The sequence below is a fragment of the Roseivirga misakiensis genome (genome assembly GCF_001747105.1).
In the GTDB taxonomy this organism is placed as follows: domain Bacteria; phylum Bacteroidota; class Bacteroidia; order Cytophagales; family Cyclobacteriaceae; genus Roseivirga; species Roseivirga misakiensis.
Genome location: NZ_MDGQ01000005.1, coordinates 2,078,328 through 2,091,690, shown reverse-complemented (window position 1 = coordinate 2,091,690; position 13,363 = coordinate 2,078,328). Strand labels below are relative to the sequence as shown.

The following is a 13,363-nucleotide window of genomic DNA, read 5'->3' as shown; positions in this document are numbered from 1 at the left end:
AGCAGGAATTAACTGATGCTTAAATATGATCCTTTTTACTTTTTACGAGATCATACATGAGTTCGCGTGCGCGATGAAGCTGCGCTTTAACAGTACCAAGTGGGGCACCTAATTCTTTTGCAATCTCATCATAACTTAACTCATCGAAATAGCGAAGTTTCACTAAACGCTGATATTTCGCTGGCAGCTTTGTCACAAACATTCTAACCAATTCGATTTTCTGTGCCTTGATTGCCTCTTCTTGTGGATTTAAATTTCTATCCTGTACGTCGATAGATACAGAGTCACCATTATCATCTTTATAAGAGGTGTCTAGACTCATGGTGTCTAACCGCTTTTTACGAATAAAATCAATGGTGTTATTGGTAGCTATCCTGAACAACCAAGTACTGAACGTAAAGTCTTTTTTGAATTTGTGGAGGTTTTTAAAAGCCTTGGCAAAGGCTTCTATGGTAAGGTCTTCAGCATCATCTACATTCCTAATCATCTTAAGAATCATATGATATACAGGCTTTTTATAGCGCTGCATTAAATCAGCAAAGGCCTGTTGATTTTGACCAGAGACTGCTAAGTCTATGAGTCTGAAATCCTCAAGTGCTTTATCTGAAAACTGCTTTCCTACTTCCATTGAATATTTTTAGTTAACAACGCTTTTAAACCCGTAATAGGATAATAAATGCTGTAACATAAGTCTAACAACGGGATAGCCCATAAGTTCACAGGAGATCCGAATTTTCGACCAATGCGCGCAAAGATAATATAAAATGACAAGCTCCTGAGCGTGAATGCAGTCAAAATGAAATACGGGTTAATAGCACTTACCAATAACGAGAGAAATAATAACCACCCAAATAGGATTGATAACGTAAAAACAGCCAAAAGCGTTCTATCTTTTTTCTGATAGTACTGACCAGCGGATAAGTGTCTGGTTTTTTGTTTGAAATATGCCGACCACTTAGTTTCTGGAATCGAACAGGTTTGACCCTCTTTTTGAGTGACTACGGCCGTATTTCCTTTCCTCGCTAGTTTGTTGACGATTAAGTCATCGTCTCCACCTTCTAGATGAGCGTTGGATTCGAGCCATGCTAGATTGTATTTCGCTTTTCTAACGGCCATATTTCTTCCGATACCCATATATGGATTTCCAAGTTTGGTAAAGCCAACGTACTGCAGTGCTACGAATAAAGTTTCGAATTGAATAAACTGGTTTAGAAAACCTTTACGTTTTTGGTAAGGTGAAAGCCCAAGTACGATATCTACACCTTTCGAAAAAGGTCCACTCATATGGCTTATCCATCGATTCGAGTAAGGTAGGCAATCGGCATCTGTGAAAAGTAAAATCTCATTTCTAGCCTTTTGTATTCCTTGATAAATTGCATGTTTTTTACCCGTCCAATGAGAAGGAAGTTCCTCAATATTAATCAGTCTTACCTTTTCAATAACAGCGCTATATGACTCGACAATGAGCTTCGTATCGTCATTTGATCGATCATTTATGATAATGATTTCAAATTCTGGGTGGTCTTGCTTAACTAGAAGTTCCAGAAGTTTAGGCAGGTTTTCGGCTTCATTTCTGGCAGCTACAATTACAGAGACTGATGGCTTGTGATCACCAGCATCTTTGTTGTTTGACTTTATCGCCCAATCAAATCGAACGAAAAAATAGACCTGAATAAGGAGTAATGAAATGAAAATGATCAATAACAGGGTGGTCATTCTGGAAAGAATAAGTTTCAAAGAAATAAGAATTGACCAATACTGCTATTTTTGTGCGATCAAATAGTGAGAATGGACTTTAAGTTAGTAGCAGAAGATAGCGGTTCGAAAGCCAGATCGGGGGTCATTTCAACCGACCATGGGGAGATTAAAACACCCATTTTCATGCCTGTGGGGACAGCTGGAACTGTTAAAGCGGTCCATCAAAGAGAGCTAAAAGAAGATGTAGCTGCTCAGATCATTTTAGGCAACACTTATCATCTTTATTTAAGGCCTGGGCTGGATGTAATTGAAGGAGCTGGTGGCCTACATAAATTTAACGGTTGGGATAGGCCAATGCTTACCGATTCAGGCGGGTACCAAGTTTATTCATTGGCCAATACACGAAAGATCAAAGAAGAGGGGGTCACTTTTAAATCTCACATCGATGGCTCCAAACATACATTCACCCCAGAATATGCCATTGACATCCAAAGAACGATAGGTGCAGATATCATCATGGCTTTTGATGAGTGTACGCCATATCCTTGCGAATATGGTTATGCAAGAGAATCCATGGAAATGACCCATAGATGGCTGAAAAGGTGTTGCGATCGATTTGATGCTACATCAAGTAAGTATGGTTATAGTCAAACACTTTTTCCAATCGTTCAAGGGAGTACCTACAAAGACTTGCGAGAAAAGTCTGCCGAGACAATTGCTTCGTTTGGTAGAGAGGGAAATGCCATAGGAGGTCTTTCTGTAGGAGAACCAGCGGAAATGATGTACGAGCATACTGAAATTGTCTGCAATATTCTGCCAAAAGACAAGCCCAGATATCTTATGGGCGTTGGCACGCCAGAAAATATTTTGGAATGCATAGCGCTTGGCGTCGATATGTTTGACTGCGTTATGCCGACGAGGAATGCACGACATGGTTTATTGTTTACATCAGAGGGGATCATCAACATTAAGAATGAGAAATGGAAAAAGGATTATTCTCCTATTGATGAAGCTTTAGGTGGATATGTCGATACCTTCTATAGCAAAGCTTATTTGAGACACTTAACTCATAGTAAAGAGTATTTAGGCGCTCAAATAGCCAGTATTCATAATCTTGCTTTTTATTTGTGGTTGGTAGACGAGGCCCGAAAACATATTGAACAAGGCACGTTTATTGATTGGAAAAACGTCATGGTTAAAAAGCTTACGACTAGACTTTAATGAATATTCTAGATCGATATATTCTCAAGAAGTTCTTGACCACATTTGTGTTCGTGGTGGCTATTCTTGTAGCGATTGTATTGATCATTACCTACTCTGAAAGAAACGAAAGCTTTATAAAGAACGATGTACCACCAAGTCTTATACTGAGGTATTTCCTTTCCTACGCGCCATATATTGCCAACCTAATTACACCGATAACCGTTTTTATCGCGACAGTATTTGTGACCTCCAAACTCGCCAGTCATACTGAAATCATTGCGATCCTTAGTGGAGGAGTGAGTTACCCTAGAATGCTCAGGCCGTTCTTTTTTGGTTCTGTGATCATCGCCATCGTTAGCTTTTTCTTGACTGGTTGGGTAATACCCAACGCCAATAAATTTAGAGTAGCTTTTGAGATCAGATATTTTGACAAAGAATTCAATTACAGTGAAAGGGATGTCCATTTGAAGGTGTCACCGACTAAATATGCGTATGTATCTTCCTACAATAGTCAGGATGACGTAGCATTTCGATTTACGTTGGAAGAAATTCAGGAAAAGGAGGTTCTGTGGAAGCTATCGGCACGTGAAGCCAAATGGGATACTACAGAGTTAGGCTGGCGTTTGAGCAAGTGGAGTTTGCGTTCTTTTGAATCAAATTCTGAACAATATAACTATGAAAATCTTCGGGATACGTTGATAAAAATCAACATGACACCCGCCGATTTCGGTAATACGAAAAGTCTGGAGCAAACTTTAACGATTAATGAATTGGACGATTATATCGACGAGCTAAAAATGAAGGGAGCCGATAATATCGCCATCTATGAAATTGAGAAGTTAGTACGGTATATGTCTGCCTTTACGGCCATTATCTTAACGTTTATCGGGGTAATTCTTTCCTCTCGCAAAACACGTGGAGGTGTGGGCTTTCAAATTGCGCTGGGTTTCTTTATCGCGTTTATTTATATCATTCTCTTTATTGCGGCTAAGAGTAATGCAGAAACTGGCTCAATGAACCCTATTGTTGCTATATGGCTGCCAAACTTCGCTTTTTCGATTTTGGGGGCTCTTCTCTATCGTTTTGTTCCTAAATAATGAACGCCTCTTTAAAAGACTTTGCTAAACTCCATTTCATAGTATTTCTATGGGGATTCACTGCTATCATCGGAAAGGAGATGAGTATTTCAGCGGCAGACGTTGTGTTATATAGAACGGGTATGGCGGCCATCGTAATCGCTGGGTTTATGGTCATAAAGAAATTGAGTTTTCAATTTGATGGTAAAGCCATTCTTAAAATGAGTTTAACAGGTTTGGTGATCGCCATGCACTGGTTTCTTTTCTTCGAGTCTGCCAGAGTGGCCAATATTTCAGTTTCTCTTGCAGGTATGGCGACGGCCACTTTTTGGACAAGTCTTATCGAACCGATCGTCACCCGAAAGTCGGTTAAGCCAGTCGAAGTCTTACTCGGATTGGTAGTGATAGGAGGGTTGTATATAATCTTTCGGTTTGAATTTGATAATGCGCTCGGGCTTACTCTTGCTGTGTTGTCAGCTTTCTTGGCGGCGCTGTTTTCAGTACTGAATGCTGGGTTTGCTAAGAAGTATTCAGAATATGGTATTACGTTTTATGAAATGCTGGCAGCTTGTTTAGCCATTGCCCTTTTTATCCCAATTTATAAGTCTTATTTCCTGGATACTGCTGCCGAATACGCTATTCCTAATTTAAAAGATTGGGGACTGATTGTAATACTATCCGTAGTTTGTACGGTATACGCCTTTTCTGCTTCTGTGGAGTTAATGAAGAGGATATCAGCCTTCGCTGTGAACTTAACAATCAATTTGGAGCCAGTTTATGGTATCCTGATGGCTTTGTTAATTTATGGAGAGAAGGAACAGATGAGTAATGGTTTTTACTACGGTACTTTGATCATCATTGGAGCAGTTTTCTCTTACCCTGTTATTAGAAGAAGGCAACGAAAGAAAGCCTCGGCAATCAAATAAAGAGCTTCTTAGTCGAAGGCCGTGTAGCGTTCGCCAGTTTTCAAGAATCCAATTCGTCCCTTAGAAAACTCAAACCTAGTTTTAAAATCTATCTGTTTTTTTCCGTCCGTCTTGAAGACCAAAAAGTGTAAATGAGGTCCAGAAACAAACCCTGTGGCACCGCTTTTAGCAATAGCCTGTCCCTTTTTAACAACATCTCCTGTAGAGACTAAGGCCCCGTTTTTTTGTAGATGATGATACTCCGCCATGGTGCCATCGCTGTGCAGTATTCTCACAAAATTACTGTCTTGTATGCAGCGGTCGGAAGCACAACCTCGATTGGAGTCTTCTCTTATTTGCACCACTAGACCCTCTCTCGCCGCTACTACAGTTTCGCCCTCGGGCATAGTGAAATCTAATGCGTTTACTCCCTGATGGGTAAATCGTCCGTTATACCCTTGTGTCATTCTAAAAGACTTTCCTTTTTCAAATGGTAATTGATAGACAAAATCGTCGTCATGTTTGGCGTTCACATCACCTTCCATGTACTCAAATTTGTATGAAAAAGTCCAACCTCTATTTTCAGGAATAATAAACTGGGCGAGTAACTGGCGTTTCTTTTGGCCTGATATCACAATGTTATCGGGTAATGGCTTGACAGATTTTAACCCTTTTGATTCTACCTCGATCACGATGGTATGTGGAGTAAGGGCATTATTGTCAGCAAAAACGGAAATTAAGCGATCTTCTCTTTCCTCATAAATTCTGAGTGCATCTGTTTGTCCGAGGCAGAAGCCTGGTACCAACGTAAGTAAGAAAAAGACTCTGATCATGTAGAAGAAACGATTTACCGATGGTTTATTTCACTTAACCGACACTATCTAGACTTGTATTTTACACCATGCTCTAGATAACCAGTCGCTTTTTTACTTAATCGGAATTTTGTTTGAATTGTTTCATTACCCTTTAGCACCTCGAATCTCAATTGTGGTGTACTTGTCCATCCGGTATTGCCACTAAACCCAATAGTGTCTCCAGCTTTAACCTGATCGCCTGGTTTCACGGTTACGCCATCTTTTCTCAAATGACTGTAAACCGCCATAGTCCCGTCCTTATGCTCTATGACGATATAATTGGCGAATTTGGCACAATCAACCACTGCACAACCAGTTTCCGAGTCGCTACGCACTAATAAGACTAGGCCATCTCGCCCAGCTCTAATCTCTGTGTCTTCGGGCATCGCTATTCTCAAAACCTGATTTTCAACTTGTTCGGATTTGCTGATGGTGAATGATGCTCCTTTTCGATAAGGTATGGTATAGATATAGGTGTCGTCATGCTTAGCAAAAATGTCGCCCATAAAGTATTGAGAGCCCTGCCAATTGATAGTGGCTGCCGCACGATCATTCATGAAAAACTTGGCAGCAACAAAATCAATAGTATTAGGCGGAATAACTAGATATGAATTAATCTGCCCGACTAGCGTCATTTTTGAGTATTGTAACTTGAGGCTAACTGTTTGTTTGTAAGGTTTTGGATTAGTAATAAAAACCCGCATTGTATCACCTTGACTTCGCGCTTCAAAGGAGATGTCATCTTGCCATGCCAATGCTTTTGGCCCTGATAAAATGAATAAGCCAATGATACATCCAAGGGTGATTTGATCTCTTGAGAATAAACGCATAGTTGAAAAACTGGATGTACTTATTCTAAAGTACTACTGTTTCTTGAAAACTAAATGTGGAATTATCAATTGGTTGCGGTTTGGAATCAAATATTCCAAACATGGTAGAACCTGAGCCACTCATGGCTGCGTATAGTGCACCAGACTCATATAGCGTATTTTTAAGTGTTTTGAGAGACGGATGTTGTTCAAATACTGATGCCTCAAAGTCATTCTGGAGATCAGACTTCCACAGGTCGAAGTCCTTACTGAGTAGTGTCTCTTGCAGGTTGAAAGCGGCTGGTTTTGGATTTACACCAGCATAAGCGGCCTTCGTTGAGACATGTATTCCGGGGTTGATAATCTGTAAATAGAATCCAGAAAGGTCTATCTCAATGGGTTCTAAAACAGTCCCTGTTCCAGTACCGATAGCAGGTTTATTGCGGATAAAGAACGGGCAGTCACTTCCTAATTGCTCAGCATAATATTCCAATAGTGAGTCATCTAGAAAAAGTTGAAACTCATCATTGAGCATTTTTAGCATAAAAGCCGCATCGGATGACCCACCACCTAATCCTGCACCCAGCGGTATCTGCTTTAAGAGGTGAATGTTTAACTCAGGTAACTGATAGTCCTTTTTGAGGAGTTTATAGGCACGAAGTACTAAATTGTCTTTCTCGTTTCCAGGGATATTAACTCCCGATGAAGCGAAGACTGTTTTCTTGCTGGGTATGGCTTCTAAAGCATCCGTAACGGGGATGGGATAAAGGCAGGTGCTAATCGAATGATATCCATTAGGCAGCCGTTCTGTAATCTGAAGGCCTAAATTGATTTTAGCGTTTGGGAAGGATATCATATTAAAAAAAGTGATTCCCGTTTTCACGAGAACCACCTTTAACTTCTAGTCTTTTTTCAACTGATCAATTAGCGCATCAGTAATTCCTGAAGAAGAGAAACCACCGTCATGCATTAAGTTTTGCATAGTTACCATTCTAGTGAAGTCTGAGAAGAACATCACAGTGTAGTTTGCACAATCTAAAGCGCTTGCGTTGCCTAGTGGTGACATTTTATCGGCATAATCGAAGAATACGTCAAAACCACCAACACCAGTACCAGCCGTGGTCATAGTAGGTGATTGCGAAATGGTATTTACTCTAACGTTTTTCAGTCTTGCAAATCTTTCACCGTAACTACGGGCAATCGATTCAAGCATAGACTTGGCGTGTGCCATATCTGAGTAATCAGGGAAAGTTCGTTGTGCTGCAATATAGGAGAGGGCCATAATGGATCCCCACTCATTCATAGCATCTAGCTTTTCGGCAGTTTGCATCACTTTGTGGAAAGAAATAGCCGATACATCCAAAGTCTTTTGAAGCCAATCATAGTTAAGGTCACCGTAATCACGTCCTTTTCTAACATTAGGGCTCATACCGATAGAGTGGAGGACGAAGTCTATTTTTCCGCCAAGTATTTCCATCGATTTTGTGAAAAGATTCTCAAGGTCTTCTACTGACGTGGCATCTGCAGGGATGATTTCTGCTCCGCATTCCTCAGCTAATTCTTTAATTGCTCCCATTCTCATAGCAATAGGGGCATTTGTCAATGTGAAAGTTGCTCCTTCAGCTTTTGCAACCTGCGCAACTTTCCAAGCAATTGAGCGCTCATCTAACGCGCCAAAAATAATTCCTCTTTTTCCTTTTAATAGGTTATGTGACATGATTCTTTGGTCTTAATTAGGCCGTAAAAGTAAGAATTTGAATTGAGATAGATGAATTTTATGTCTTCAATATGGTAGACGTAATTTCTTGTGGGTTTAGAGTTCAATGTGTGCCCTGAAAGCCAGAATGATTGGATCCACATTCGGTCTTGCAATCCTATCAATATTAATCCATTGAAAGTAGGGCTGAATGCTTAACCATTTTTTTAACTGATGCTTATAATTCAACTCTAGAAAGGTCTCATTTTGAATGTCGTATTCGGTCGAGACGGATGAAAAGCGCGTATTTAGGGCCGCATGACCTATGCCAATGCCAAGCTCATTGAGTTCACGTGACTGGATCAGATTGTTGAACTTCAAGCCAAACCCAAAATAATGTTTCAAATCGCTAACTGCTTTTGTACTTCGATCGAATTGAAGAAATAGATTGATTTCTTTTTCTTCACGTTTAAGAATATTCAAGTCGGTGACTAAATAAAAGGCGCTTAAACCACGCCTTAACCCAGAGCCCGAAAGGTCTGTGAATAGGCCCGAATGGTGATAGTAACCGATTTTCTGCTTCATCTTACCCTTAAAAAGACTGAGTTCTGGTTCAATGATATAGATCAGCCCATCGTTTTTGTCGATTGACCAATTAATACCGATAAAGTCATTTTTGGGATTTGCGAATTGACCATCGAATACACCTAGAAGAAGCCCTAAGTTTTCGTTTAGTTGAAGGTGACTCGTTATTGCTAAAGCAGTTGCCGGATATGTTGGTGCTGGCATATTAATGGTCGCAACAGGGTCTATACCAAAGGAACTATGCGTAAAAAGTGCTCCGCTTTCGCTTACTAGAAAGTCAGTATTGATATCCTGTTGACCAATTTTTATCCAAAAGTCATCATGTTCAAACTGATAATAAGCCTCATAAAATCCATACGAAAATCCAGCTTCCAAATTGGAGAAAGTTTGTAAATCCCCTACAATATCCGCCGATGGTTCTTGTCCATGTGTCAAAGAAAGGTCAACCTGGAAGCGATGATTTTGGCTCAGTCTTAATTCTGAGCTGTTCAAAAGCCATCCTAAAAAATGAAAGTCATCCCCCGGATTCTTAGATGTATGAAATAAAATTTCGGTTTGGTAGACAGTTGCGTTGTTAAACTCCAGAGTCTGAGCTTCTGCAACTCTCAAGAAGAGGATTGGATAGAGTAGCAATAAAAAACCGTTAAGCCGAAGCCCTTTTATCATAGCCTTGAAACTATGAAACTACTGCCAATGAGACGCTTTCAAATGCTAAAACAGAATAAGTCTAAATAAATAAGATATTCGGCTTATGACCGCATGAGTTCCTTGGCGGAATCTATGGCCGTGGCCGTGGCTTGTTTACCACCAATCATTTCTGCGATTTCAGTAAGGCGTTCCTCTTCATTCAAAAGTTTGATTTGACTTGATGTCGTGTTGGAAGAATCGTCTTTATAAACGAAGTAATGTGCCTCGCCTTTTGCAGCGATTTGAGGTAGATGAGTAATAGTAATGACCTGATGATTTTTCGCCATTTCTTTCATCATTTCGGCCATTTTAATTGCGATTTCCCCTGAAATTCCTGTGTCAATCTCATCAAAAACGACTGTCGGTAGGGCAGTTTTATCAGCTAGGATATACTTGATCGAAAACATAAGACGAGAAAACTCACCACCTGAAGCTGCTTGCTTCAACGGTTGTGGATCGATTCCTTTATTTGCCGAAAATAGAATGTCGATTTCATCAATACCGTTGACACTCAATTCAGTGGTACCATGTTTTAGCGATATAGTCGAATTGGGCATTCCCAAACTTGAAAGCAGTTGTGTTGTTTCTTTCGCGAATTGGTTAAAAGTCGATTGACGCTTTTTCGAAAGTTTTTGAGCCACATCCTCTGCTAATGCATAGGCGCGATCCGCAACTTTCTGAGCCTCATCAATGGCTTCATCCAAGTTGCTCACTCGAAGTACCTTGTTGCCCAACTCTTCATAAACTTGGATCAATTCGTCGATTGTGCCTGCCTGATGTTTTTGTAATAGTTTGTAGATAAGATCTAGCCTTTCTTGTACCTCTTGAGTTCTCTCAGGGTCATAAGCCACACCGTCTTCCTCGTTTTCCAATTCAGAAACAATGTCCTTTAATTCTATTTCAAGACTATCTATGCGTTGCCTTAGTGCCTCATAGTTTTCGCCGTACCTACTGATTTGGTTTAAACTGCTTTTAAGTTCGTTGAGCATATTCAAAATGCTCATTTCAGACCGATCGGCAAGGTTTAGCCCATCAAATAGTCGCGACTTTATTTCTTCAGCATTCTCCAGTTTATTCAGTTTACTTTCTAAAGCTTCCTGTTCGTCGCTTTGCAATTGCGCCTTATCTAACTCTTCGAAAAGGAACTGATGATAATCGGCCTCTTTTCGCATTTCGTCGCTTTCTTGAATCAAGCTCTTGTAAATGCCGTCTTTTTCAAGATAATCGGCATAGAGTGCCTTGAATTCTTGCAGTGTTTTGTGGTTTTGCGCGACTGTATCGATCACTTCTAATTGGTAGCTTTTTTGCGCTAATCTTAGCGTTTCATGCTGAGAGTGTACGTCCATTAGTCGTGCGCCCAGCCGTTTCAAAAAATCCAAATTCGTCAAGCAATCATTGACAAATGCTCTAGACTTACCATTAGCGTTTATCTCGCGTCTCACGAGACACTCTTCCTCAAAATCGATATCGAATTCTTCAAAAAGCGAGACGAGTCGGTATGCAGAAATGTCAAAGCTTGCCTCAATTATACATTTCTTCGCACTATCAAAAAGTACTTTGGTATCTGCTCTTTGGCCCAATAACAAACCAATTGCGCCGAGCATAATTGATTTACCAGCGCCAGTCTCGCCAGTAATCATGTTCAAGCCATCATTTGGGGTGATGTGTAGTTGCTTGATCAAGGCATAGTTCTCTATAGAAAGGCTTTTGAGCATACAACAAAAGTATCAATTCGAGCAAGCAAGTACAATACTAATTCTGAACGATTTTCTGATACTTTGATCGTCTTGTGGGGTCCAGTTTTAGAAGTTCATTATAGACGTTTCTACGGATATCCAATGGTCCTTTTGAGAAAATATTGATGATCTCGTCGTTTTTAGCGTCTAAAAAGGCAATGATGAGAATAGCGTTTGGCAGTAAGCGATTCACGGCCTGAATTTCCTTTAGTGACTGCAAGATGATGGCGCGAGTATCGTCTGGTGTTTGCAAAAACGAGTCTAAACCTTTGATATGATAATTATAGAGCGCTTGCCGGACTGGTTCGTATTGGCTATTAATCCTTAGGTTTTCGATTAACCAATACCTATTTCTACGGTTTTGAAATTGTCCCCAGCCAGTCGCACCCGAATTTTGTGCATTGTTCACAATTAGTAAAGCCTTTTCATAGTGTGGTGTTCCCCCCAATGGGCTAAAACTATCATAATCGAGCCCCAGAGTTATATATGCGTAGAAAGCTAGGAGGGAAGTAATGTTACTGGAAAAGTTGTTTTCGTTGAAAATTAGAGGTTGCGATGTTGTGAATTGAAATTCCCAATCTCGATCGGCAAAATTAAATAGAATGGTCTCGTAAGAGGAACCGTAGGTCGGCCGAACCACTTGTATTTGCGCATTAGCCACAAACCTTCCAATACTTGGTTGGTCTTGGATGGTCAGAATTAAATTACCCTTAATTTTTTCTCTATTGGTAAAGCGATCGTTAGTCCATTTTTTATCGTTGAGGAACCTTTGAAAAGCAGTTTGCATTTCATCGAAAATTGCTCTTTCGGTTGTTTGAACTATATCAGCATTGATGCTGACTGTAAAATCCAGTTCCTGTGATCGGACTGCGGATTGGATAAGTAATAACCCCGCAATAATTGTGAAACTAGACTTTAGCAATGATGGCATTAATAATATCTTTTGCGACTTCCTTCTTAGTCTTTAACTCAAAGTGCTCAATATTATTGGATTTGTCAATGATTGAAATTTTGTTTGTGTCATGCCCAAAACCAGCACCCTTGTCTTGTAAGGAGTTCAGAACGATAAGGTTAAAGTTCTTCGACTCGATTTTGCCCTTTGCATTTTCCAGCTCATTGTTAGTTTCCAGCGCAAAACCGACATTAAATTGATTGGTGCCCTTTTTAGCACCTAGGGTTTTGGCTATGTCAATGGTTTTGGCCAATTCGACAGTCATTTGGTCACCCGTTTTCTTTATTTTCTCGTTGGCCGCTTGAATTGGGGCGTAATCAGCGACAGCAGCAGCGAAAATGCTAATGTCAGTATTTTCATAAACGGCCTCACAGGCGTCGAACATTTCTTGACCAGACTTTACCGAAACCTTATTAACACCGTTATGGTCAATGCTCAAGTGCGTGGGGCCAGAAATAAGGTTGACTTCGGCACCTGCATTAGCGGCGGCCAAAGCTAGTTCATAACCCATTTTTCCAGAGGAGTAATTACCGATAAATCTTACTGGATCTATCGCCTCGTAAGTTGGTCCTGCCGTGATCATTACCTTTTTGCCAGCAAGGGCTTTTGTAGACCCGCTAAAATGGGCACTTAGTGTGTCGACAAGTGTTTCTGGTTCGGCCATTCTACCAGTACCAACTAGGCCACTGGCTAATTCGCCAAACGCTGCTTCTATGATGATGTTCCCAAATGTCTCGAGCCTTTTCATGTTGGCTAAGACCGACGGATGCTGATACATATCTAAGTCCATAGCCGGTGCAAAAAAGACTGGACACCGAGCGGAAAGATAAGTGGCGAGTAGGAGGTTATCACATAACCCGTTAGCCATTTTGCCGATTGTATTGGCACTGGCTGGCGCAATGAGCATGGCATCTGCCCAAAGCCCTAGATCCACGTGATTGTTCCACTCTCCTTGATCACCATCTGTAAATTCTGAGTAAACAGGGTTTTTGGAAAGTGTGGAAAGGGTAAGTGGTGTTATGAATTCTTTGGCAGCATTGGTAATAACTACTTTTACTTCGGCTTCCTCTTTTACAAGTAAGCGAACCAAAAAAGCAGCCTTATAGGCTGCTATGCTGCCGGTAACACCGACTAGGATTTTCTTTCCTTTCAACATGAAAGA

Annotated in this window: 13 protein-coding genes; 3 read left to right on the top strand and 10 right to left on the bottom strand. The window is 40.6% G+C overall.

Annotated elements, in window-relative coordinates:
- Positions 1–19: 19 nt before the first annotated feature.
- Complete coding sequence (locus tag BFP71_RS16670) at positions 20–628, bottom strand: RNA polymerase sigma factor (RefSeq protein ID WP_069836556.1); 609 nt, start codon at positions 626–628, stop codon at positions 20–22.
- Positions 619–1,716: a glycosyltransferase gene (locus BFP71_RS16665; RefSeq protein WP_069836555.1), complete on the bottom strand. Its 1,098-nt coding sequence runs from the start codon at positions 1,714–1,716 to the stop codon at positions 619–621. The genes BFP71_RS16670 and BFP71_RS16665 overlap by 10 nt, the downstream gene beginning before the upstream one ends.
- A gap of 72 nt (positions 1,717–1,788) precedes the next feature.
- Here BFP71_RS16665 and tgt point away from each other — a divergent pair, with 72 nt between their 5' ends.
- Genes tgt through BFP71_RS16650 form a run of 3 tightly spaced genes read left to right on the top strand, consistent with a single transcriptional unit; the run spans position 1,789 to position 4,903 of the window.
- Entirely contained in the window at positions 1,789–2,919 is a 1,131-nt protein-coding gene (gene tgt / locus BFP71_RS16660) for a tRNA guanosine(34) transglycosylase Tgt (RefSeq protein ID WP_069836554.1), read from the top strand.
- The gene (locus BFP71_RS16655) at positions 2,919–3,998 is read left to right on the top strand and encodes an LptF/LptG family permease (RefSeq protein WP_069836553.1); all 1,080 of its coding nucleotides are present in this window, start codon (positions 2,919–2,921) and stop codon (positions 3,996–3,998) included. The genes tgt and BFP71_RS16655 overlap by 1 nt, the downstream gene beginning before the upstream one ends.
- Positions 3,998–4,903, top strand: a complete 906-nt coding sequence (locus BFP71_RS16650) for a DMT family transporter (RefSeq protein WP_069836552.1) — start codon at positions 3,998–4,000, stop codon at positions 4,901–4,903. The genes BFP71_RS16655 and BFP71_RS16650 overlap by 1 nt, the downstream gene beginning before the upstream one ends.
- Before the next feature lie 8 nt (positions 4,904–4,911).
- On the opposite strand, the gene BFP71_RS16645 is transcribed toward BFP71_RS16650, so the two are convergent.
- The 8 genes from BFP71_RS16645 to coaBC form a co-directional block, all read right to left on the bottom strand.
- Positions 4,912–5,715 (bottom strand): M23 family metallopeptidase, encoded by an 804-nt coding sequence (locus tag BFP71_RS16645; RefSeq protein WP_069836551.1) that lies wholly within the window; start codon positions 5,713–5,715, stop codon positions 4,912–4,914.
- Between the two features lie 44 nt (positions 5,716–5,759).
- Positions 5,760–6,566, bottom strand: coding sequence for a M23 family metallopeptidase (locus BFP71_RS16640; RefSeq protein ID WP_069836550.1), 807 nt, complete (start codon positions 6,564–6,566; stop codon positions 5,760–5,762).
- 25 nt (positions 6,567–6,591) lie between these two features.
- Positions 6,592–7,428 carry a 4-(cytidine 5'-diphospho)-2-C-methyl-D-erythritol kinase gene (ispE, locus tag BFP71_RS16635; RefSeq protein WP_317040721.1) on the bottom strand — a complete coding sequence of 279 codons (837 nt, stop codon included), beginning with the start codon at positions 7,426–7,428 and terminating at the stop codon, positions 6,592–6,594.
- Between the two features lie 18 nt (positions 7,429–7,446).
- Positions 7,447–8,262: an enoyl-ACP reductase FabI gene (locus BFP71_RS16630; RefSeq protein WP_069836548.1), complete on the bottom strand. Its 816-nt coding sequence runs from the start codon at positions 8,260–8,262 to the stop codon at positions 7,447–7,449.
- Positions 8,263–8,358: 96 nt separating this feature from the next.
- Positions 8,359–9,492, bottom strand: coding sequence for a carbohydrate porin (locus BFP71_RS16625; RefSeq protein WP_069836547.1), 1,134 nt, complete (start codon positions 9,490–9,492; stop codon positions 8,359–8,361).
- A gap of 83 nt (positions 9,493–9,575) precedes the next feature.
- Positions 9,576–11,228: a DNA repair protein RecN gene (gene recN / locus BFP71_RS16620; protein WP_069836546.1), complete on the bottom strand. Its 1,653-nt coding sequence runs from the start codon at positions 11,226–11,228 to the stop codon at positions 9,576–9,578.
- 37 nt (positions 11,229–11,265) lie between these two features.
- On the bottom strand, positions 11,266–12,180 hold the full coding sequence (gene porD, locus BFP71_RS16615; protein WP_088125090.1) for a type IX secretion system protein PorD: 915 nt from the start codon (positions 12,178–12,180) through the stop codon (positions 11,266–11,268).
- On the bottom strand, positions 12,158–13,357 hold the full coding sequence (gene coaBC / locus BFP71_RS16610) for a bifunctional phosphopantothenoylcysteine decarboxylase/phosphopantothenate--cysteine ligase CoaBC (RefSeq protein ID WP_069836545.1): 1,200 nt from the start codon (positions 13,355–13,357) through the stop codon (positions 12,158–12,160). Before coaBC ends, porD begins: the two co-directional genes overlap by 23 nt.
- Positions 13,358–13,363 lie beyond the last annotated feature (6 nt).

What these genes read in the sequence shown, in the direction of transcription:
- BFP71_RS16670 (WP_069836556.1), bottom strand. Translation starts at nt 628, where the DNA reads ATGGAAGTAGGAAAGCAGTTTTCAGATAAAGCACTTGAGGATTTCAGA.
- BFP71_RS16665 (WP_069836555.1), bottom strand. Translation starts at nt 1,716, where the DNA reads ATGACCACCCTGTTATTGATCATTTTCATTTCATTACTCCTTATTCAG.
- tgt (WP_069836554.1), top strand. Translation starts at nt 1,789, where the DNA reads ATGGACTTTAAGTTAGTAGCAGAAGATAGCGGTTCGAAAGCCAGATCG.
- BFP71_RS16655 (WP_069836553.1), top strand. Translation starts at nt 2,919, where the DNA reads ATGAATATTCTAGATCGATATATTCTCAAGAAGTTCTTGACCACATTT.
- BFP71_RS16650 (WP_069836552.1), top strand. Translation starts at nt 3,998, where the DNA reads ATGAACGCCTCTTTAAAAGACTTTGCTAAACTCCATTTCATAGTATTT.
- BFP71_RS16645 (WP_069836551.1), bottom strand. Translation starts at nt 5,715, where the DNA reads ATGATCAGAGTCTTTTTCTTACTTACGTTGGTACCAGGCTTCTGCCTC.
- BFP71_RS16640 (WP_069836550.1), bottom strand. Translation starts at nt 6,566, where the DNA reads ATGCGTTTATTCTCAAGAGATCAAATCACCCTTGGATGTATCATTGGC.
- BFP71_RS16630 (WP_069836548.1), bottom strand. Translation starts at nt 8,262, where the DNA reads ATGTCACATAACCTATTAAAAGGAAAAAGAGGAATTATTTTTGGCGCG.
- BFP71_RS16625 (WP_069836547.1), bottom strand. Translation starts at nt 9,492, where the DNA reads ATGATAAAAGGGCTTCGGCTTAACGGTTTTTTATTGCTACTCTATCCA.
- recN (WP_069836546.1), bottom strand. Translation starts at nt 11,228, where the DNA reads ATGCTCAAAAGCCTTTCTATAGAGAACTATGCCTTGATCAAGCAACTA.
- porD (WP_088125090.1), bottom strand. Translation starts at nt 12,180, where the DNA reads ATGCCATCATTGCTAAAGTCTAGTTTCACAATTATTGCGGGGTTATTA.
- coaBC (WP_069836545.1), bottom strand. Translation starts at nt 13,357, where the DNA reads ATGTTGAAAGGAAAGAAAATCCTAGTCGGTGTTACCGGCAGCATAGCA.